This window comes from Lacrimispora sp. YZC11, assembly GCF_057543815.1.
In genome coordinates, this window is record NZ_BAAJYQ010000006.1 from 1082134 (window position 1) to 1103054 (window position 20921).

Consider the following 20921-nt stretch of genomic DNA (forward strand, 5'->3'; position numbering starts at 1 on the left):
AAGATCTCTGATTTTATATCAGCCAACTGTTTCTATGAAAAAAATAACTCTTTATTCTCCATCTTCATACCAATACGATAAATTCGCTCTCCTGTGGCCTGGTAATGATTATCCAGCGCTTGTTTGGATTTTTCTAAATCTCCCATCTTTATCACTTCTAAAAGCTCTTTGTGAATCTCATAGGTGGATGTTGGACCATTAACAACGTATTTTTCTTTCAAAAGCTCATTCATGACACTATTATTTCTGCTGTTTCTTGCGGTCAGAAACATGGCACCATTCATGGGGCTCATACTCTCCCACAATTTTATCAGCCGCTCCATCTGGCCTGACTTAAGAATCTGCTTATGAAACAGTTCGTCACAACTAACCAGACGGGGCATCTCCCCCAGTTCATCCTCACAGATCATCCCTTCCAGCGCCTCTTCCATTAGAAATATACAATCTTTTAGAAGATGTCCGTCACATAATTCCAGCGCGATCTTTTCCAAACTGCCCCTAAGAAAAAATATCTCATATGCTTCCTTAGGAGAGAGAAGAGTCACGGTACAACCTTTATTGGCTTCATACTCGACAAAACCTTCATGCATCAAAATTTTTAATGCTTCCCTCACAGGTCCCCTGCTCATCCCCAACTTCTCTGCAAGCTCCTGTTCTACAATTTTTTCCTTGTGCTTGAATCTTCCCTGAAGAATCTCCTGGCGAACATAATCGGCTGCGAACTGAGAAAGATTTCCTTTCTTATCTATTGCCATGTTACATATTTTCCTTTCCTTAAAAATTTCTTATCCTGTGCGAACCATCCACCGCTTAACACTGCATTTAGGATTAATTAAATCCACTTCGCTCCCAGTGAATCTGCACAGATGATACTAATCGCCCTTATGTTTTACAGCTGCATTTTCTTATAACTTTTTAAATTATTATATCACAATTCATATTTACAATCATCTACTTTTTTCAGCCGGAAAACTACTGTATTTCTCCTAAAGAGAAACTCACCCACGTCCAACAGGCGAAAGCAAAAAAAAGCCACCGGAAAGCATACGCTCTCCAGTGACTTTTTTCACCGGTTATTTATCATACAGGAATTCTTCCGGAAGGCTTACCTTAAAATCAACCGCCAGATCACGGAAATTCTGTGACGTGATGGTCTGAAGCTTATCCGGGCGGATGGAAAGAACCTTAACAAGGATTTCCGCAGACTTTTCCACCGTATGCATAAGGCCAAAGGTCAGGTCAAAGTCTTCTCCGGAAGCAAATAAGCCGTGATGAGCCCAGACAGCCACATCGTACTTCTTCATCAGCTCACTGGTTGCCACTGCGATATCACGTCCGCCCGGCACCATCCAGCCGACCACACCAACGCCGTCGGGGAAAACCACAGGACATTCCGTGGCCATCTCCCATAATTCCCTGGTGAAGACTTTATCCTCTAAGGGAAGAACAAAGGTAAGGGCAATCACATTGGCAGGATGGGCATGGTAAATCACCCTGTGCGTTCCGGCTGCAGCCTCCTTTTTTACTTCATGGTTCATGAGATGGGAGGGAAGCTCACTGGTAGGACGCCCGCCGTTTACTAACCCCCAGCGGATTCTGTAATTCTCACCGCTCTCATCCACCTCGATGATGCAGGTATTTGCTTCTGGATCCAGGATCACGTTACGGAAAAACTTTCCGCTTCCGGTCACCATGAAGTATTCTCCTGCCAGCCCTTTTACACAGGTTCCGATGGGCTGCCAGGGATTCTTATCCGTAAAGCTTTCTCTCACCGATTCTACCTCTGACTCCTTGATGCGGTAGCTTAAATTCCCGCCGTTTCTCTCATGCCAGTTCTGGCGGAAGCCGTCGTCACACAAGCGGATAAAGCCTTTTACAAATTCAGTATCTAAAATCTTCATATTTTTTCTCCTTATTGCCGGTTAAGCAGTACTTCTTTTTCATAGCTGCGTATTTCTTCAAACCAGTCTTCCTTTGCCGGAACTCCGTTTATCTCACAGAAGTAGTTCCATACATCGCCTATGGGATAAAGCTTAAGTTCCTCCTGAAGCATCATCTGTTCTGTGAAATTGCGTTCCTCCTGTAATTTTGCAAGCATTTCATTCGGAAGAAGAAGGGCATTTAACAAAGCTTTCTGCATATTTCGCATTCCCACAGTCCAGGCGCTTAAACGGTTGATGCCTGCATCAAAGAAATCAAGGGCCAAAAGAACGCGGCCGGCTCCGCCCCGAATAATTTCCTTTGCGATCTCTTTTGTCTCGTCATCAAACAATACCACATGGTCACTGTCCCACCGCACCGGCCTTGTCACATGAAGGGCCACCTTGTCAAAGAACAGGAGCATGGAAGAGATCTTATCAGACACCACCTCCGTGGGATGATAATGGCCGCTGTCCAGCAGGCAGAGAATATCATTCTTGGAAGCGTAATTCATATAAAATTCATGGGAACCAACCGTACAGCTTTCCATACCGATCCCAAATACCTTGGATTCTACGGCTACATATACCTTGCTCTTATCGTAATCCATGGAAAGGATCTGATCAAGAGAATCCTTTAACCGCGCTCTTGGGGAGGTACGGTCCGCCGGAATATCCTTAAACCCGTCAGGAATCCATATGTTCATTGTACATGGAGTCCCCTGCTGTCCGGCAAAATATTCGGAGATGCGGATACAGGCCTGTACGTGTCTGATCCAAAAGCTGCGGATCTCCTCGTTTTCACTGGATAAGGTGGCATTCTCCGCCTTAGGATGGGAAAACAGGGTGGGATTAAAGTCAATGCCGATTCCTCTTTCCCTTGCAAATTCCACCCATTTCGCAAAATGCCTGGGTTCCAGCTGGTCACGGTCCGCCCATTCTCCCTCATCAAATATGGCGTAGCTTGCATGAAGATTGATCCTGTGCTTACCCGGAATTAAGCTCAGTGCCTTATCCATGTCACGCATCAGCTCCTGAGGATTTCTTGCCCGGCCCGGATAATTGCCTGTGGTCTGAATGCCGCCTGACAGCCCGCCGGCCCCGTCAAAGCCAATTACGTCATCTCCCTGCCAGCAGTGCATGGAGATAGGTATCTTCTTCAATGCCTCCACTGCCTCATCCGTGTTCACGCCAACGGCTTTATATGCTTCCTTTGCTGCTTCATATCTTTCTTTTATTGTCATGGCTCTCTTCTCCTTTTCTTGTTAATGATTTCAGTCCAAATGAAATACCGGCTTTAAACCAACGGAAACCGGGCTGTTGTCCGGGTTGGTTTCCATAATGTCAGCCATGTAATCCCACCATTTCCGGTTCATGGGTGTATCCGCTGATTTTGCCCATCTTTCCTCATCCTCGATCTCAATATAACCGTAAAGAACATTGATTTCCTCATCTAAAAAAATAGAGTAATTATGTCCCCCGTGCTGGCTGATCATTTCCTTCATTTCCGGCCAGAGTAAATTATGCCTTTTCTCGTATTCCTGGGCCATTCCTTCATTCAAATACATTTTAAAAGATTTTCTTATCATGCTTCCTCCATTTCATGACAGCTTATTGCCTGGCTTATACTCCTTTACGGAAAAAGACCGGTATACTGCTTCCCTTGCCTGTTTTAAGCCCTCAAATTCCCCCACAGCCAGCATCTGGGCCAAAAGATTTCCAATGGCAGTGGCTTCTCCCGGTCCGGCATAAACGGTCCGTTTTGTGCGGTCTGCCGTCAGTTGGTTTAAGTACTCTGCATTGGAGCCTCCTCCTACCACATGGATGACCGGATAGACCCTTCCGGTGATGGATTCCAGCTCCTTCACCGTACGATCGTAGCAGTCTGCAAGGCTGTTGTATATGACTGCCGCGATCTGTCCCGGTGTTTTTGGCACCTCCAGCCCGGACCTCCGGCAAAATTCCTGCACCTCCCGGATCATGCTCTCCGGAGCCAGGAATACTGGATCATTGCAGTCCACAATGGAAGGAATCCCTTCCTCAGAGGCCATCCGGCAAAGCTCTGCAAAGGAGTAAACCTCTCCCGTTTCTTCCAGCTCCTTTTTCACAGACTGGATCATCCAAAGCCCCATGATGTTTTTTAAATACCGGAAACGGTGATCATAACCGCCCTCATTGGTGAAATTTGCTTCCATGCTTTTCATGGAGCAATCCGCTTTAGGAAGCTCCGTTCCCATCAGGGACCAGGTTCCGGAGCTTATGTAAAGAAAATCTCTCATGGAGTCCTCTCCGTCGGGAACCAGGGGAACCGCCATAACGGCAGAACCGGTATCATGGGTCGCAGGAAGAACCACCTGGCAGGAGAACCCTACTTCCTCCTCAACAGCCTTTGTCAGTGGCCCTACGGGTGTTCCCGGCATGGACAGCTCTCCAAACAGCCCTTCAGGCAGGCCCAGCTTCCGGATCAGCTCATAATCCCAGGTTCCGTTTTCCCCATTGACCAGCTGGGTGGTGGTTGCATTGGTATATTCCTGCTTTTTCACCCCTGTCAGCAAATAGTGGAAATAGTCGGGTATCATAAGGAAAGATTTCCCTTTCTCTAAATATTCCGGAGTTTCTTCCCTGACAGCCATGAGCTGGTAAATGGTGTTAAAGATCTGTTTCTGGATGCCGGTTCTTCCATATAAATCTTTTAAGGAAATGATCTCATATAATTTTTCATCCATTCCCTTTGTTCTGCCATCCCGGTATCCAACCGCATTTCCCAGCATCCGGTTCTCTCCGTCCAATAGGACAAAATCCACAGCCCAGGTATCAATCCCCATGGCTGCCGGGATCTTCCCAAGTTTCCTGCACTGCTTCATGCCCTCTTTGATTTCGGAAAATAAGGACTCCACATCCCAGCACAAATGCCCGTCCTTCCGTTTCATGCCATTGTCAAACCGGTAAATTTCCTGAAGGACCAGCTTTCCTTCCCTTACGGTCCCGAGAATATGGCGGCCGCTGGATGCGCCAATATCTACGGCAAGATAGTACCTCTCCATGTAAACCACTCTCCCTTTGTTTTTCTCCTGCTTACGCTCCTTGGGCGTAAAAGTATGCCCGCAGAGTATCTCTTCCTCTATCATAACGGATTTGTGCCAAAAAAATAAGGACGCTGTTTATTTAAAACTGCGTCCTTATTTGCATATCCTTTCTTCAGTCATCGAAGCATTTTAATCTGCTTTTGATGAAATAAGCAATTCCTTTAAATCCATGATCGACATTTCATGCTCGTCCAATATTGTTGATACTTCCTTAAATTGTTCCAGCTTAATCTTCTCCTGAACATCTTTCTCTTTTTCGCCTAAAATTACCAGACTGTCCTTATATTGCTGAATCGTTTCCTGGACCTCTTTTAATTCTTCCTGAAGTTTTTCAAGTGGTGTCTTTCTTACTCCTCTTGGCATACTGGTTCTCTCCTTTATAGAAATATTTTTATCAACCATATATTACCAAGTATATGCAAAGTTCCTTTTGTTTATTACCTTATAGTTTCCCTCATTGAAAAATATTCAGGAAGAACTTTTATAGAAACCTTCCGGTTTTAAAGGTCCTTTCATGGCTCAATGAAAAGAAAAGGAAAGCAGATATGATCCGCTTTCCTTTCCCTGATTCAAACAAGCCTCTTAACATTCTATCAAACATTTTGATACCGGATCTTTACCCTTTTACTCCTGTGTGTGCCACTCCTTCTATGAACTGTTTCTGAAAAACAAAAAACAAAACAATCATTGGAATGACAGCCAGAACAGCGCCTGCCATCTGTGCCGGGTAATCGTTGGTATGCTGTCCCTGGAGAGTGGAAAGAGCCGGGGCCAGGGTCATTTTTGTTGTGGTCGTATTGACGATCAAAGGCCACATAAAATCGTTCCATGCAAACTTTGCCGTGAAAATCACAAGTGCAACGACCCCTGATTTCACCAGAGGGACCATGATTTTAATCAAAATCTGGAACCTGCTGCACCCGTCAAGTATAGCCGCTTCCTCCAGTTCATCAGGAAGGGATAAGAAAAACTGCCTCATCATAAAGGTACCAAAGGCGCTGAATAAGTTGGGCAGAAAAAGGGCTGGCATGGTATCTAAAAGCCCCGCCTTCTGTATGATAAGATACTGGGGCACCAGAAAGATCTGTCCCGGAACCATCAGAACGGAAAGCACCACCAAAAACAGGATATCTCTTCCCGGAAACTTAATCCTGGCAAAGGAATAAGCAGCCAGGGTACAGATCATTACCTGCCCTGCAACCGTTATGACCGTGGAAAATACGGTGTTCATATAGATCCTTCCAAAGGGAAGTGCGGTCAGAACGTTATAATAGGCCTCCGTAACAAACCGTTCAGGCAGAATCGTGGGCGGGATCGCCATGGACTCTCCCTTTGTTTTAAATGAGGTGCACAGCATCCAAAGAAACGGAAGCACGGTTATACTGATTCCTGCAATCAGAATCAGATGGATCAATAGCTTTTTATGACTGCTTGTTCTTTTCATCTTGCACCTCCTTTAGTCGTAATTGACCCATTTTCTCTGTCCTATCATCTGAATCACCGTTACCAGCATGATAATAGAAAAGATTAAAATGGATATGGCTGCTGCATAACCTTTGTGACCATAATCAAACGCATTGCGGTAGAATATCATGACCAGGGTCTGGGTACTCCGATAAGCAGTATTTGCTTTTCCAATCATCATATAAATGGTGTCAAACACTTGAAAGCCGCCGATGACAGAGGTGATCAAAACGAAAAATATGGTCGGGGACAGCATTGGAACCGTGATCTTGAAAAACTGGCGGATACCGCTTGCGCCATCCACAGCCGCTGCCTCATAATAGGACCTTGATATCCCCTGCATACCGGCTAAAAGAATGATCATGTTATAGCCTACGGTTCCCCATATCCCAACGATCATAACCATGAACAGGGCTGTTTTGGGATCAGTGATCCAGCCGTGAGGAGAAAAGCCAAAAGCCTTCACAGCCGCATTTAAAAGGCCGTACTGCTCATTATAAATCCACCTCCAGACCATTGCCACTGCAGCCGACATGGTTACAGAAGGCAGAAAATAAATGGTCCGGTAAAATGAAGTTCCCCTGATTTTAGTATTGAGCAGGGCCGCTACAAACAGGGATAACGCAAGGCCTAAAGGCACGGTGATCCCCACGTAGAGAAGTGTATTGCCAAGAGCCCTCCACAGTTCTTTATCCTTAAACATTTCTATATAGTTGTTAAGGCCATTAAAGGTGGCTACATTGAATTTATTCACTTCATTAAAGCTGAACCAGAAATTCTGAATGAAGGGAAAAATATAAAATATGAAGATTCCAAGCAACAGAGGTGTTATAAATAAATACCCCTCTCCCCATTCTTTCCATTGCCGCTTTGCTATTTTCTTTTTTGTCGTACCCTGCATACCATACACCTACTTCTTATTTTTTGCCAGAATTGCATCTGCATCCGTCTTAAGCTGTGCGCATACATCTGCCAAAGGCTTCTCGCCGGAATAAGCTGCCTTTAACGCCTCTAATTCCACATCATAGATCTCTGCCACGGATTTGCACACAGGAAGGGGGTTGGCTTCACCGGAATGATTGGTGTAAGCAGCCAGGTTTAAATCCTTATTGGAATCGGCAAAATACTTCTGGGCATCATTCCGTGCGGAAATGACAACACCGCTTTCTCCCTGGATCTTCATAGCCTCTTCACTTCCCAGCCACAATGCAAAATCTGCTGCAGCATCCTTATTTTTACTTCCTGCAAACACCGCATAGCCAAGTCCGTTAATGACATTTGGCTCTTTCCCGTTAAATGCCGGGAATTCTACCAGGTTGATCTTGGTGTTGATGGCATCATTGGAAGTATACTCCGGTGTCATATAGGAACCTGCCAGAACCATAGCAATCTGGCCGCCCTCAAACATGGCATCGGCAGAGGTCTCAGACAAAGCGGCTGCTGTCGGGGAATAACCCTCTTTGATCAGATCGATCCAGCACTGGATTCCTTCCTGGGTCTTTGGATCTGTATAGCCGGTCTCTGTTTTGTCGGCATTTAGAATCCAGCCGCCGTTCGCATATACGGTGGGGTAATACCAAGTCTGGAAATCGATGGGGCAGGCAAAGGGATAGGTTCCTGAATCAAGACCTGCTGCCTTTAAGTCCTTGCAGGCCGCTGCAAGATCATCATAGGTCCAGTCATCAGTAGGATATGCCACTCCTGCTTTATCAAAGATATCCTTGTTATACCACAGGGCATTGGTATCAAAATCCTTTGGTATGGCAATCTGTTTATCCTCAAAATTATAGGCTTTTACAAGCGCTTCCGGAAAATTCTTTCCTAAATCCAGGTCCGATTTTTTCAAGTAATCGTTTAAATCCAGAAGGATTCCTCCGTCATAATAATCCTCTGCATGGAGTACATTGATCCAGAATACATCCGGCGCTGTTCCTCCTGTTGCCGCAGCCTCCAGCTTTGTCCAGTATTCTCCTCCTTTATAAGGCGTAAGCTGAATCTCAATCTTTACATTTTCATGGGTTTTCTCGTAGGCCTGGACCATGGCTTCCATGACCGGGCGCTGCTTTTCATCCCATATTCCGAAGCTTAAGGCCGCAGTACCTCCCTTGGAAGCTCCGCCTCCTCCACTGCATGCGGTAAGGCTCATTGCCGCCATGGCAAATGCCATTCCCATTGCCAGCACTTTGATTCCTCTCGTTCTCTTCATAATCTGCTCTCTCCTTTTTTTATTGATATTATAGAAAGGTGTTTTTTCAACCTTCCAATTAACGAATATCCTCTAAATGAATCAGCTTTCCTCCAGAGATTCTGGACTCTTCTGCCGCAAGGGCAATATAATGGCTTTCCAGGGATTTTTCCAATGTGGTCATGGAATGGCTTGGCTCGGTTCCTTCCCTGACCATATCAAGTAACTGCTCCACCATCCGGTTGTCGCCCCCGGCATGACCGGAAAAATCATCGGATAATTTGGAAACGTCTATGGTTTCCTTTTCCTTTCCAAAGGGCCTTATGGTGATGAGATTGGAATGAAGACTGGCTTCAATTTCTCCCTTTGTTCCCATAAATCTGGTAAACCGGGAATTTTCATCCGTGCAGCCTGTCATGGTAAAGCTGATGGTAGAGCCGTCTGTCATATTTAAATTAACTACCTGGTGATCCACCACATTGTTATCGCAATGGTACACACATCTTCCATAAGGACCGGTCTTTATGGCTTCCATAACCGATTCTTCCGTAGGATGAAGGGTAAGTACATTGCATGGCCAGTCAGACTTGCCATGGGCAATGCCGGTCTTTTCATTGGTTATGTAAATCTTTTCCGCATCAAAGGGACATTCCGTCTTGGCTGCGCATCCATCCAGACAGCGCTTTGCCGCGCCCTCCGGTGCTTTTTCCTCCTTGAATAAATAGGTACTTCCAAAGGAGTTAACAGACTCGCAGGTCTTTCCTGTCAGCCACAATAAAAGGTCCATATCATGACAGCATTTTTGAAGAATCATGGGGCTGGTTATCTCTGAGTTTCTCCAGTTTCCCCGGACAAAGCTGTGGGCCTGATGCCAGTAGCCTACATTTTCAATCCCCATAACAGTGACCACATCCCCGATCACACCGGAATCAATGAGTTCTTTTACCTTTGTGTAAAAAGGCGTATAGCGCAGAACATGGCAGACTACCACCTTCCGCCCTCTCTCACCGGCAGTTTTTAAAAGCTCCCTGCATTCATCTAAATCCGGTGAAACAGGCTTTTCCAGCAAAAGATCATATCCCTTTTCAAGAGCCGGAAGAGCATGGCCCACATGCTGCCTGTCCTGTGTGGCGATAAACATCACATCAGCAAGCCTTTCCTGTTTTAGCATCTCCTCTGCACTGGAATAACACCGTTCTTTCGGCACCCCGTATTCTCTGGCCACCTCTTCCACCTTTGCCTCATCAATATCCGCTATGGCAGTGATCTCCATTTTTTCAGGAAGCAGCTTTGCAACCGGCGCATAGGCATCCTTGCCTCTGCTTCCCAGGCCCGCAAGGGCAACTGTAATCTTTTTCATGTTATCTTCCCTTCCTGTATCATGAACTACGGTTCATGACCGACATTCAACCTTCGCGCCGATGAGCAAGCTCATCTACGCTCTCTTGCACTCATTGTATCTTGATTCTTTTTTATCATTATATAATGAACCGGAATGATATGCTTATACTATTATCCAGACTCATTGCCAAATTCCTTGTTTTTTCCGTTATTGTGCACAAATTCTTCCAGAAAGTATTCCCTCCTTACGGTGATTTCAACGGAATCTTTCTAAAAATGCAAAAAGAGGCATCCATACGAATCGATGAATGCCTCCATTGGCCGGATAAATATTTTTTTCTATTATACTCCCATTCAATAGGTTTGAATTGCAGGATTGTCCTGTCTTGTTATCAAATTATCCAATCTTGCCAGCCGCATCATTTCGTGCTACCATAAAGGCCAAAGGAGGTATTTCAAATGGCATACTGCAGCACAGCGCTAACCATAGAATTTGAAATCCACGAAATCATAACCGTCCACTATTTTGAATACATGAAGGATTTCGTGTTTTCAGGAGAATCCCACGATTTCTGGGAGTTTCTTTACGTGGACAAGGGAGAGATTACCGTACAGGCAAACCAATCCATCTACCATTTAAAGGCCGGGGATGTGATCTTTCACAAGCCAAATGAATTCCACGCCTTAAATGCGTCCGGGAACAAGGCTCCCAATTTAGTGGCCATATCCTTCCGCTGCTCCAGCGAAAGCATGAGGTTTTTTGAAGAGAAATCCTGTACCTTAAATCAGGAGGAACGTTTCCTCATTTCCAGGATCATTGCAGAGGCAAGACAGGCCTTTTCCACTCCCCTTCACATCCCTTCTGTGGAAAAGGTGGAACTGGCCCCTTCCCCTCCCTTTGGAGCTGCCCAGCTCATCCTTTTATATCTGCAGATTTTCCTGATTCATGTGAAACGGAATCATTTTGAAGAAAATGGTGTGCCCATTCACGCCGTTCCAACCGGGCAGATGACCCTTTCCTCCAATTCCAGCCATTTGGAACAGATCATTCAATATATGGAGTTTCACATCTGTGAACAACTTTCCATAAAAACTATTTGCAACGAATTCTCCATAAGCCGTTCCACCCTCCATTCCCTGTTTCACAAAGAAAAAAACTGCGGAGCCATCGATTATTTCAATTTCATGAAAATCGAGCGTTCCAAGGAGATCATGCGGGATGGCAGCATGAATTTTACGGAAATCGCGTATTTCCTTTCCTACAGCTCCCTGCAGTATTTTTCCAAGCAGTTCAAAAAAACAACCGGTATGTCTCCACTGGAATATTTTAATTCCGTTAAAAAATATTCCAATGAAATTACAATTGCAAGTAAGAAAAAGAGGGGAACAACAGGATAATTTGACAAGCTTCCGTGATGATTCCATAATGTTTTTTTTCGAAAAAGTGCTATATTAGAAACATCAATTCAGTGGAGGATCGACAATGCAGGATATTATATTCAATCAGACCGCTTTGAGCTTTGAGGAAAGCTCCCTCCTGTTTTCCATTAAGCATGGAAGCACACTTTGGAAATGGGATGCAAAATACAGTCCCCGCCTTATTGCCGGCGGACAGACCGTTTATTTCCACGATGCCGCATCCATTACCCATAACCAGTGGAAAACAGGGGTCGGAGAAGGGATCATCAGCCATTACCAGGGTTTCCTGTCAGACGGCATTGATTTAGGACTGGCCTTTGAAACGGTTTCATGGATCGAGTATGCCACGGAGGACGTTCATTTTGAATGGATCCCTCTGTCAGAAAGCAGCATCCCGGTTTCAGAAATATACTGGCCCGGATACATGGAATTTGAAAAAGAAAGTGACCGCTGGTACACTCTTTTAAACATCCAGCAGGGGCTTCTCATCCCAAATACCTGGGAAACGGCTCTTGAAAAACTGCCCTTTGACGGCATGATGTGCACCGCCGGTTCTTATATGCCCTGGTTTGGGCAGGTAAAGGATGGAGATGGTTACTTAGCTATCTGCGAACAGCCCTGGGATGCCGCTTATTATGCGGAGCATCCGGCAAAGGGTCCCTATACCCACACCGGCATCAAATGGCTGCCAAGCCTGGGCAGGATGAACGACCGCAGAACGATGCGGTTTTCCTTTCTGTCTGACTGCGATTACAATGACATCTGCAAGCATTACAGAAGCTACGTAAAGGAGCAGGGCACCTTCTGTTCCCTGAAGGAAAAGGCAGCCAAGGCCCCTGTTCATAAACTGGTTGGTGCTTCCTTCCTCCATAAAGGAATCAAAACCCAGGTCATGCCGGATTCCCGCTTCTTTGATCCGGAGAACCCGGACAAAAACAACCATGTATACCGCTTTGAGAAAAGAACCGGTGAGATCCATCATTTCCACAAGGATCTGGGTCTTAAAAAGCTGTATCTCCATCTGGATGGGTGGGCGGAACCAGGTTATGACAACCAACACCCCGACTATCTTCCTGCCTGTGAAGAGGCAGGGGGCTGGGAAAAGATGAAGGAGCTTGCGGATGCCATGCACGGATATGGATATTCCTTTGGCATCCATGACCAGTACCGGGATTATTACCGCAGGGCCAAAACCTTTGACCAGAATTTTGCAGCGCAAAAGCCTGACAATACCCTTACGGAGCATGCCAATTGGGCGGGCGGACCCCAAACCTATCTGTGTGCCACCCAGGCTCCCTATTATGTGAAAAGGAATTTTACTGAGATCAAGAAAAACGGAGTGGAATTAGACTGTGCCTACTTAGATGTGTTCACCTGCAACGAGCCCGATGAATGCGACCACCCATGGCACCGGATCAACCGGAAGGAATGCCTGGACTACCGGAGCCTTTGCTTTGAATACCTGCTTTCCCAGGGGATCCTTCCAAGCTCTGAGGAAGTGACGGACTGGTCTGTAAAAAGCCTGGTGTTCTGCCACTATGCTCCCTATTCCTTTATGATGCACGAGCCGGGGGCTGAGCGTCAGGGAATCGCAGTACCTCTCTTTAACCTGGTATACCATGACTGCCTGATCATTCCCTGGATGATGGAAAAATACGAAAAAGAGGATTTCATGCTTTACGCCCTCTTAAACGGCGGCGCGCCGTATTTTATCCGGGATGGGGCTTATGAGAACATTGACGGCTCCTTTGGCGGCCATCAAACCCTTTCAGAGGAAGAAATGGCGGCCCGCTGCAGCGTTGTTGCTTCTCTTCACGAAAGGGTCGCCATGTGTGAAATGTTATTTCATGAATTTATTGACGGGGATTTATTCCGGCAGCGCACCACCTTTGCGGACGGTACTGCAGTGGAAGCCGACCTCCTTCACGGAACCTATGAGATCAAAACAGAGCAGAAAAATGCCTAGGGGTTTCATGTCCTGTATTCCTTTGGGGACATCCCGTAATAGCGTCGGAAGATCCTGTGGAAATAGCTGGTATTATCATACCCTACCGCTATGGAAATGTCTGTCACGGAAAGCCTGGTATTTAAAAGAAGAACAGAAGCATGATTCAGCCGCTTTACCTGCAAAAGCTCCTTATAGGTCCGCCCGGTCAATCTCTTTATGGCCCGGCTCAGCCAGTAAATATTATAATTAAGGAGAGCAGCAAGCTCAGTCAGCTCCCCATCCTTATAATTTTCATCAATGTAGGTGAGTACCTGAAATATAAGCTTCTGTTCAAAGCTCTCCGAGGTATGGCTGATCTTATCCGTACAATGCATGAGCTGAAGGAACAAAAGCCCCATGGTGATCTGATTGATGCTCTTTTTATTGGGCTGGTCGCTTAAAAGGGTCCACACCATGTTTTCCACCAGATTCTGTACCGGAAGCACATCTGCCACCTGGAAATGGAGGTAGCTGGCGTATCGGGGATCAAAGCAGAGACAACCTACCAGGAAATCACGCAGTAAGTCTTCTTCTTCTCCCATCATTTCAAAGGCAGTATCAAAAAATTCCGGCAGGATGATGAAGTTTATTCCAATATCCTCCTCTCCTGCCGGAAGGATCTCCTGGGTGGCATGCTGGTTCAAAAACAGCAGCTCCCCTGTCTTTAAAACCACCTTCTCCCCATCAATAAAATGAACGGTTTCACCCTTGCACATATAAATCACTTCAATATAATTATGCTTGTGCTTGGGGAAATGGACGAACCTGGTGTGAGGCCTGATGCTGATCATTTTTCCGTGTTCCAGCATCTTTTTGCTGTCAATGACCAGCTCCTGCCCCTCGGTATACCGGTTGCGGTCAATTTCAGTCCGTCCGTTTATGATTTCCCGTTCCTCGTCTGTAATGACTCCCAGACGGTCTAAGATTTCCTGATCCACCAGTCAAGGCCTCCTTTTTTAAACATAAGGAAATAGGATAAGGTTTTTCCACCTGTCCTCTCCCATAGCGTTTTCTCCTAAGGCGTAGGCATGAACATTATCATCTTTTGCCATCAGCTTGTAAATAACAGCCCCGGAGCTGTCCGTATCCTGCAGCCATCTTTCATCCTTTACGATCACGCCGCTTTCAACTTTAAACTGCCAGACAGCAGCTTCCCCTTCTGCATTAGTGCTGGTATAGGTAATCTCTCCCTGCATCAGATCATCCTTAAAAGCACCCCTTTTTGCATTGAGCTTCGTGATGTCCTCTGTGACTCCGTTATAATAATTGTAACCGCACTCTCCATTACCGTTCATCTTTCCATCCGCCCATGTCCCATAAGAGTAATCGTAGCGTTTCCCCTCCTCCAGTTCAAGGACCTGAAGGGCCGTACAATCCCCCTCCGGCTTCCCATAGTCAAAATTCCCGTAAAAAACCGTGGAGGCTTTTACAAACACCAGACCTTTGCCGGAGGATATTTTTCCCCTCATCGCCGCTCCATCATACATGCAGGGAAACTCTTTCCAGGGGATGTCATAACCGTTTAACAGTCTGGCCGCTCCTTCTAAGTCCCCCTGGTCAAATAACCCTGTCAGCTGGGTTAAAAATTCCTTATCCCCGGGAGAAAGGATTATTTCATCTGATAAAGTCTCACTCAAAGGCTCAGCCAATGCTTCTGGTTCCGCCTTTTCCACCTCTGTAAAATCCTGGCCGGGTTCTTCGTATCTTTCTTCATTCCTAATGGAGCCTGCCACGCTAAGCAGCAGCAAAAGCACCGTGATTAGCCCGATCCAAAGGAGGATGCGAAGATTTTCCCTTTTTCTTGGATCCGTCCATCTCTCAAACACAAGATCCCTCCTTCCCGTCATATACGGACCACGCCTGGCAAAGAAGCGCAAGACCTGTCTTTATCTCTTCTTCTGTAAGGCTTGCAAACCCAAGGACAATGGTGGAAGGATAGGTATCCGGCTGTTCATGGATAAAGTATCCCGACATACCGTAAACCTTCACCCCGGATTTCGCCGCCATGCTTATGAGCAGGTTTTCCGCCCTTCCCTTGCAGTCCGTTAAAAGCAGATGGAGACCCGCATGTTCTCCTCTGATCAGGAACTGGCTCTCAAAGGGTTTAAGCCCTGCCGCCAGTGTATCGTGCTTTGCCTTATAGACCGCCCTCATCCGGTTTAAATGGCGTTCATAGTGTCCCTCTGCCATAAACTGATAAAGGATGTTCTGGTCAATACGGGATACCGTGGAAGCATAGAAATTCATCCGGTCCCGGTACACAGCAAACAGAGGGCCGGGCAGGACCATATAGCTTACACGGATGGCCGGGGCAATGGATTTGGAAAAGGTTCCGTAATAAATCACCCGGTTTCTTCCGTCCATTCCCTGTAATGCAGGGATGGGCTTTCCCTTGTATCGGAATTCACTGTCATAATCGTCTTCAATGAGATACCGCCCTTCCTTTTCATAAGCCCATACAAGAAGCTCCTGCCGCCGCTTTACCGGCATGACGATGCCGGTGGGATACTGGTGGGAAGGCATTACATAGGCGATATCCGCCCCGCTCTTTTCCAAAAGCTCTACATCCATGCCGGACCGGTCCATGGCAACGGGAACCACCTGGTACTTTAAGCTGTCAAAGACCCGGTATGCCTGCTTATATGTAGGGTTTTCCATGGCGATCACCCGGTCGGTTCCCAGAATCTGGGACAGCAGCATCAGAAGATATTCGCTTCCGGCGCCTACGATGATCTGCTCAGCCTGACAGTTTACCCCACGGGCAGAATGGAGATAGGAACGTATGGCCTCCCTGAGGGCCGGTTCTCCCTGGGGATCTCCCGGCATAAACATCTCCCGGTTATCATCCACAAGGGTATTTTTCGATATCTTCCTCCATGTATTAAAGGGGAATGCACAAAGATCAATGCCTCTGGGAGAAAAATCCACCTTCCAGTCCGGGACATTTTCCCTGCCAAAGGCGGATGGGCTAAGAAGGGATGGGATCTTATCCCTCTGTTCCTGCCCGGTATGCACCAGATCCTCGATCCTGCATACATAATACCCCTTACAGGGGACAGCCTCAATATATCCTTCCGACAAAAGCTGTTCATAAGCCATCTGGGTGGTGCTTCGGCTGACCTTTAAGTTCTCCGCCAGCCTCCTTGTAGATGGAAGGCGGGTGGCCGGCCTTATATTCCCTTTTTTTATTTCCTCTTTGATATAGCTGTAAATCTGGCTGTAATAAGGGGAACCAGGCTGGTTTTTTAATGGTATCATTAACTCCATGGTGAAAACTCCTCCCTTCCTCTTTACCGGATATGAAGAAATGCCGCACGTCCTTTTTTTCCCGGCCATGCAGCATTCTCCTCGTTTGACCGGTCATCCGGCCTGTCAAAGATTATTTTGTTATTTTAAAAGAACTCTTTAATGAAACGATCCGGTTGAATACCAGATGGTCTGGCTCGCTGTCCTTGCAGTCAACACAGAAAAATCCGTTTCTTACAAACTGGAAGCTGTCATAAGCTTTTGCACTTAAAAGACCCGGTTCCACATAGCAGTTCTTTAAGATTATCAAAGAATTTGGATTTAAGTTTAAGCTGCCGTCTTCATTAAGCTTTCCTTTTTCTTCATCCACGATGTTTTCATACAGACGGCATTCCGCCTGTACTGCGGTGGAGGAAGCAACCCAGTGAATCGTTCCCTTTACCTTTCTGCCCTCAAAGCCTGAGCCGCTCTTTGTTTCCGGGTCATAGGTACAGTGAACCACAGTAACATTGCCGTCTTCATCCTTTTCGCAGCCGGTGCAGGTCACAAAATAGGCATTCATCAGGCGGACTTCATTGCCTGGGAAGAGGCGGAAATATTTCTTAATGGGTTCCTCCATAAAATCTTCCCGTTCAATGTATAGCTCTTTCCCAAAGGGAACCTTTCTCTCTCCTAATTCAGGATTTTCCAGGTTATTTGCAACATCCAGATACTCTATGGTATCCTCGGGGTAGTTATCGATGACCAGCTTAATGGGATCCAGAATCGCCATCATTCTCGGTTTCTTCAGCTTTAAGTCCTCTCGGATGCAGTATTCCAGCATGGCATAATCCACGGAGCTGTTGGCCTTTGATACGCCTACCAGATCCACAAACATGCGAAGGGATTCCGGCGTATAGCCTCTTCTTCTTAAAGCGGCAATAGATACCAGGCGGGGATCGTCCCAGCCGTCAACTACTGCATCTTCTACCAGCTTCTTGATATAGCGTTTTCCCGTTACCACATTGGTAAGATACAGCTTTGCGAATTCAATCTGGCGGGGAGGATCCACGAATTCACACTCCTTAACCACCCAGTCATAAAGCGGCCTGTGATCCTCAAATTCCAGAGTACAGATGGAGTGGGTGATGTGCTCAATGGCGTCCTCAATCGGGTGGGCAAAATCATACATGGGATAAATGCACCACTGGTCGCCGGTGTTATGATGAGTCATGCGGGCCACGCGGTAAATGACCGGATCACGCATGTTGATGTTGGGAGATGCCATATCAATCTTGGCGCGGAGAACCCTTTCCCCATCTTGATACTTGCCTTCCTTCATCTCTTCAAACAGTTTTAAATTCTCTTCCACGCTGCGGTTCCGGTATGGGCTTTCTTTACCTGGAGTCTTAAAATCTCCCCGGTATTCCCTGATCTCCTCCGCAGTTAAATCACAGACAAATGCCTTTCCCTTCTTTATTAAAAGGATCGCACAATCATACATCTCCTGAAAATAATTGGACGCAAAGAAAAGGCGGTCCTCAAAATCAGCTCCCAGCCACTTCACATCTTCCATGATGGATTCTACAAATTCTGTCTTTTCTTTTGTCGGGTTTGTATCGTCAAAACGGAGGTTGAACTTTCCACCATACTTCTGAGCCAGGCCATAGTTAAGTAAAATCGATTTTGCATGTCCGATATGCAGATAACCGTTAGGCTCCGGCGGAAATCTGGTCTGCACGTGATCATAAACACCCTCTGCAAGATCCTTATCTATCTCCTGTTCGATAAAGTTTTTAGAAACTACATCTTCTTTGTTCTCTTCCATTTCTCTTCCTCCATGTCAGTAATCCCAATATTACACTATCATACCATACTTCATCCATTTAGAAAAGGGGGAAAATACAGCAAAGAGCCGGGCTTTTTGTTACGGTTCGGCCATAAAATCACTTTCTTTCGGCCTTTTCCCAGACCGGCCGTTTTTCCTCATACTGCCCATTGATCCAATCCACGACTTCTCCCCTTCCCTCTTCCGTAAAAGGAAAGGCTGCTCTTATTTTCTGCTCCTCAGGAGTCGCTTCATAACAATAGGGTTCCGGATATACCACGGCCGATAATTCCTCTTCCTCCTTTTTCACCCGGTAACGCATCCCCTTCATGCTCCCGGTGTAAGCCTCTTTTTTAAAAAACTGTATGGGTACAAAGGTATCTTTATTAAGCACTTTATTCTCCTCCTTGCATATGACCTTGATCTATTGAAACCCTATACCAGTATTATGCCATTGTCAAGAAAATCCTTTGTTCACGTGTAAAAACAAAAGGCCGCGGCGCCGGCTCATGTGAATCGCCGGTATCGCAGCCCATGGGCTTTGCATTACTTGTGTGCGCCAGGCCCTGTTTTCTTCTCTGAGCGGCTGGAAACTCCAGGCCCGACCTCACCATCTTTGGAAGGAGCGCTTGTTGATGCCTCTGTCTCCGGTTCCTTGGTTGCAGGAGGAGCCGCAGTGGTAGGTGCCGCCGTTGCGGGCGGAGCCGTGGTTGGCGTTTCCGTAGGCTTTGCTGCGGTGGTTGGCTCTGTGGCAGGCTTTGTCTCTCCTGGTTTGGAAGTTCCGTTAGAGGCTGTCTGAGATTCCGTTCCAGGCAAATGATAACAAAGAACCGGGACCCCTGCTGCAATATTCTCAAATATGGTCTTTGCCACAGCCGGTGGCAGATTGACACAGCCGTGGGAGCCGCCGGACTTATAGATGGTTCCGCCAAAGGTACTGCGCCATGTGGCATCATGAAGGCCGATATTTCCGTTAAATGGCATCCAGTAGGACACGGGAGTCCTGTAAGTTTCTCCCTTTAACGTGGCATCCCTTTGCTTATAGGTAAGGGGAAACACGCCCGCAGGAGTGGACCACCCTTTTGACTCATTGCCGGATACGAAATCCGATTCCACCAAAAGCTTTCCGTCTTTATAAAAATAAAGGTGCTGGGCTGTTAAGTTGATTTCCACATAAGTGCTGCCGTAATCGGTGTCCCCATGACTGGCTGCCTTCTGTTTGTATACAGGTTCTCTTACCTGGCTTTGTCCTGAACGGATCAGCTCTGCCAGCTCATCTGCCTCGGCGCTTTGATCGATCTTCCAGCCATAGCTGCCTCCCGTGATCCTTACGGTCTGCCCATAGGAGGTCTTTAAGCTTTTGGCTCTGGTGGACGTATCATACTTGGAAGCCAGTTCTTTCACATATGCGGTAACAGAGGAGCTGTTTAAATAAACCTTGCCATCCTCTCCGATCCCGATCCATTTGGAAATCGTATCTCCGTTTAACACCTTTTTTTCATTTCCAAAGCTGTATGTAATAGTGGCATTGACATATTTATTCAATGTCTGCACGTAAGCGATCAGCTGGGGATCATCAGCCGGAATCTGAGGCTTTACATAAGCATCAAGCTCTTCTAAGGAAATTTCCGGTTTTAAACTCATAATAGCCTCGGAAACTCCAGACTTCATCTTTTCTAAGTCAAGCTGGTTTCCTTCCTTGGCAGCCACTATTGTGTAGCCCTGTCCCGATACATAATCGGACACCTGTGCATTCTCCGGTTTCTCCACAAGCTCATCCTTTAAACAGGCCAGGCCGGAAACAGCCGTTTCAAATTTGTCCTGGTCATACTGTATCATGGTTCCTATATCAAATTCCTGGGGAGTTTTCATATGTTTCAGCCATTCATAAGTCTTCTGGTCTGCCAGAATCTTTTCTAGGCTTCCGTCAAAAACTGACTCAAGGCCGATATCCATTCCCTTTATCTCTTCTGTGCTTCCTCCTCTTTCCCCGATTGACAACACATAGTTCTCAATGCCGGAGGCAATTGATTTCTTTACTTCTTCTATGGATTTCTTTGATGCATCCATTCCATTGATCGTGGTGTTGGGAAAAAACACCTTCTCATACTGCCTGCCCATCTGAAGATAGACCAGAGCAGCAATCAGCGCCGCTGCAGCTACAGTCCCGCTTCCAATTGCTGCCCAGCCCTTTATTCCAAGTGGCTTTTTCTTTCTGCTGCGCGGTTTTACATTTTCCATTAATTTCCTACCTCTTTACAAGCCTTTACGTTCAGAATTCATTATACCTTAAAACCGCGAAATTTGTCTAAATATTTATGGTATATTTCTTGACATTTTTATTACGATTTCCTCTTTCATGACCAGCTTCTTATGACATGCAGGGATCACTGGAAGAAATTTCCTCTTTGGGGATCTTAAAAAAATTCCTGCTTCCCATGGTGACAAAATATTTCATAATACTCCC

Annotated in this window: 18 protein-coding genes; 2 read left to right on the forward strand and 16 right to left on the reverse strand. The window is 46.3% G+C overall.

The features are described 5' to 3' along the window. Positions 1-32 precede the first annotated feature (32 nt). The 10 genes from AC27IJ_RS11285 to AC27IJ_RS11330 form a co-directional block, all read right to left on the reverse strand. Positions 33-755: a GntR family transcriptional regulator gene (locus tag AC27IJ_RS11285; RefSeq protein WP_312442686.1), complete on the reverse strand. Its 723-nt coding sequence runs from the start codon at positions 753-755 to the stop codon at positions 33-35. 318 nt (positions 756-1073) lie between these two features. Beyond that, the gene (gene rhaD, locus AC27IJ_RS11290; RefSeq protein ID WP_312442685.1) at positions 1074-1901 is read right to left on the reverse strand and encodes a rhamnulose-1-phosphate aldolase; all 828 of its coding nucleotides are present in this window, start codon (positions 1899-1901) and stop codon (positions 1074-1076) included. A gap of 11 nt (positions 1902-1912) precedes the next feature. Continuing rightward, entirely contained in the window at positions 1913-3163 is a 1251-nt protein-coding gene (locus tag AC27IJ_RS11295) for an L-rhamnose isomerase (RefSeq protein ID WP_312442684.1), read from the reverse strand. Between the two features lie 30 nt (positions 3164-3193). Continuing rightward, positions 3194-3508 (reverse strand): L-rhamnose mutarotase, encoded by a 315-nt coding sequence (rhaM, locus tag AC27IJ_RS11300; RefSeq protein ID WP_312442683.1) that lies wholly within the window; start codon positions 3506-3508, stop codon positions 3194-3196. 12 nt (positions 3509-3520) lie between these two features. Next, the gene (gene rhaB / locus AC27IJ_RS11305) at positions 3521-4963 is read right to left on the reverse strand and encodes a rhamnulokinase (RefSeq protein ID WP_312442682.1); all 1443 of its coding nucleotides are present in this window, start codon (positions 4961-4963) and stop codon (positions 3521-3523) included. Between the two features lie 171 nt (positions 4964-5134). Continuing rightward, positions 5135-5368, reverse strand: a complete 234-nt coding sequence (locus tag AC27IJ_RS11310; protein ID WP_312442681.1) for a hypothetical protein — start codon at positions 5366-5368, stop codon at positions 5135-5137. Positions 5369-5621: 253 nt separating this feature from the next. Then, positions 5622-6449 carry a carbohydrate ABC transporter permease gene (locus tag AC27IJ_RS11315; RefSeq protein WP_312442680.1) on the reverse strand — a complete coding sequence of 276 codons (828 nt, stop codon included), beginning with the start codon at positions 6447-6449 and terminating at the stop codon, positions 5622-5624. Between the two features lie 12 nt (positions 6450-6461). Continuing rightward, positions 6462-7370 (reverse strand): carbohydrate ABC transporter permease, encoded by a 909-nt coding sequence (locus tag AC27IJ_RS11320; RefSeq protein WP_312442679.1) that lies wholly within the window; start codon positions 7368-7370, stop codon positions 6462-6464. A 9-nt stretch (positions 7371-7379) separates the two neighbouring features. Then, complete coding sequence (locus AC27IJ_RS11325; RefSeq protein ID WP_487148885.1) at positions 7380-8675, reverse strand: ABC transporter substrate-binding protein; 1296 nt, start codon at positions 8673-8675, stop codon at positions 7380-7382. Between the two features lie 58 nt (positions 8676-8733). Next, positions 8734-10014 (reverse strand): Gfo/Idh/MocA family protein, encoded by a 1281-nt coding sequence (locus AC27IJ_RS11330; protein WP_312442677.1) that lies wholly within the window; start codon positions 10012-10014, stop codon positions 8734-8736. Between the two features lie 440 nt (positions 10015-10454). Between AC27IJ_RS11330 and AC27IJ_RS11335 the strand changes: the two genes are divergently transcribed. Together AC27IJ_RS11335 and AC27IJ_RS11340 are read left to right on the forward strand one after the other, a co-directional pair. After that, positions 10455-11393, forward strand: a complete 939-nt coding sequence (locus tag AC27IJ_RS11335; RefSeq protein ID WP_312500642.1) for an AraC family transcriptional regulator — start codon at positions 10455-10457, stop codon at positions 11391-11393. A gap of 85 nt (positions 11394-11478) precedes the next feature. Beyond that, a complete protein-coding gene (locus tag AC27IJ_RS11340) occupies positions 11479-13380 on the forward strand; it encodes a DUF5696 domain-containing protein (RefSeq protein ID WP_312442674.1) in 1902 nt (633 codons plus the stop codon). A 5-nt stretch (positions 13381-13385) separates the two neighbouring features. Here AC27IJ_RS11340 and AC27IJ_RS11345 read toward each other — a convergent pair whose 3' ends face one another. The 6 genes from AC27IJ_RS11345 to AC27IJ_RS11370 all read right to left on the reverse strand — a co-directional run bounded on the left by AC27IJ_RS11345 (position 13386) and on the right by AC27IJ_RS11370 (position 20695). After that, positions 13386-14339, reverse strand: coding sequence for an AraC family transcriptional regulator (locus AC27IJ_RS11345; protein ID WP_312442672.1), 954 nt, complete (start codon positions 14337-14339; stop codon positions 13386-13388). Between the two features lie 18 nt (positions 14340-14357). Then, positions 14358-15227 (reverse strand): MORN repeat-containing protein, encoded by an 870-nt coding sequence (locus AC27IJ_RS11350; protein WP_312442669.1) that lies wholly within the window; start codon positions 15225-15227, stop codon positions 14358-14360. Beyond that, complete coding sequence (gene pdxR / locus AC27IJ_RS11355) at positions 15220-16668, reverse strand: MocR-like pyridoxine biosynthesis transcription factor PdxR (protein WP_312442667.1); 1449 nt, start codon at positions 16666-16668, stop codon at positions 15220-15222. Before pdxR ends, AC27IJ_RS11350 begins: the two co-directional genes overlap by 8 nt. A 112-nt stretch (positions 16669-16780) precedes the next feature. Next, entirely contained in the window at positions 16781-18454 is a 1674-nt protein-coding gene (locus AC27IJ_RS11360) for a glutamine--tRNA ligase/YqeY domain fusion protein (protein WP_312442664.1), read from the reverse strand. A 118-nt stretch (positions 18455-18572) separates the two neighbouring features. After that, on the reverse strand, positions 18573-18848 hold the full coding sequence (locus tag AC27IJ_RS11365; protein WP_312500640.1) for a GNAT family acetyltransferase: 276 nt from the start codon (positions 18846-18848) through the stop codon (positions 18573-18575). Positions 18849-19000: 152 nt separating this feature from the next. Then, positions 19001-20695 (reverse strand): L,D-transpeptidase family protein, encoded by a 1695-nt coding sequence (locus tag AC27IJ_RS11370; protein ID WP_312442662.1) that lies wholly within the window; start codon positions 20693-20695, stop codon positions 19001-19003. Positions 20696-20921: the final 226 nt, after the last annotated feature.

What these genes read in the sequence shown, in the direction of transcription:
- AC27IJ_RS11285 (WP_312442686.1), bottom strand. Translation starts at nt 755, where the DNA reads ATGGCAATAGATAAGAAAGGAAATCTTTCTCAGTTCGCAGCCGATTAT.
- rhaD (WP_312442685.1), bottom strand. Translation starts at nt 1,901, where the DNA reads ATGAAGATTTTAGATACTGAATTTGTAAAAGGCTTTATCCGCTTGTGT.
- AC27IJ_RS11295 (WP_312442684.1), bottom strand. Translation starts at nt 3,163, where the DNA reads ATGACAATAAAAGAAAGATATGAAGCAGCAAAGGAAGCATATAAAGCC.
- rhaM (WP_312442683.1), bottom strand. Translation starts at nt 3,508, where the DNA reads ATGATAAGAAAATCTTTTAAAATGTATTTGAATGAAGGAATGGCCCAG.
- rhaB (WP_312442682.1), bottom strand. Translation starts at nt 4,963, where the DNA reads ATGGAGAGGTACTATCTTGCCGTAGATATTGGCGCATCCAGCGGCCGC.
- AC27IJ_RS11310 (WP_312442681.1), bottom strand. Translation starts at nt 5,368, where the DNA reads ATGCCAAGAGGAGTAAGAAAGACACCACTTGAAAAACTTCAGGAAGAA.
- AC27IJ_RS11315 (WP_312442680.1), bottom strand. Translation starts at nt 6,449, where the DNA reads ATGAAAAGAACAAGCAGTCATAAAAAGCTATTGATCCATCTGATTCTG.
- AC27IJ_RS11320 (WP_312442679.1), bottom strand. Translation starts at nt 7,370, where the DNA reads ATGCAGGGTACGACAAAAAAGAAAATAGCAAAGCGGCAATGGAAAGAA.
- AC27IJ_RS11325 (WP_487148885.1), bottom strand. Translation starts at nt 8,675, where the DNA reads ATGAAGAGAACGAGAGGAATCAAAGTGCTGGCAATGGGAATGGCATTT.
- AC27IJ_RS11330 (WP_312442677.1), bottom strand. Translation starts at nt 10,014, where the DNA reads ATGAAAAAGATTACAGTTGCCCTTGCGGGCCTGGGAAGCAGAGGCAAG.
- AC27IJ_RS11335 (WP_312500642.1), top strand. Translation starts at nt 10,455, where the DNA reads ATGGCATACTGCAGCACAGCGCTAACCATAGAATTTGAAATCCACGAA.
- AC27IJ_RS11340 (WP_312442674.1), top strand. Translation starts at nt 11,479, where the DNA reads ATGCAGGATATTATATTCAATCAGACCGCTTTGAGCTTTGAGGAAAGC.
- pdxR (WP_312442667.1), bottom strand. Translation starts at nt 16,668, where the DNA reads ATGGAGTTAATGATACCATTAAAAAACCAGCCTGGTTCCCCTTATTAC.
- AC27IJ_RS11360 (WP_312442664.1), bottom strand. Translation starts at nt 18,454, where the DNA reads ATGGAAGAGAACAAAGAAGATGTAGTTTCTAAAAACTTTATCGAACAG.
- AC27IJ_RS11370 (WP_312442662.1), bottom strand. Translation starts at nt 20,695, where the DNA reads ATGGAAAATGTAAAACCGCGCAGCAGAAAGAAAAAGCCACTTGGAATA.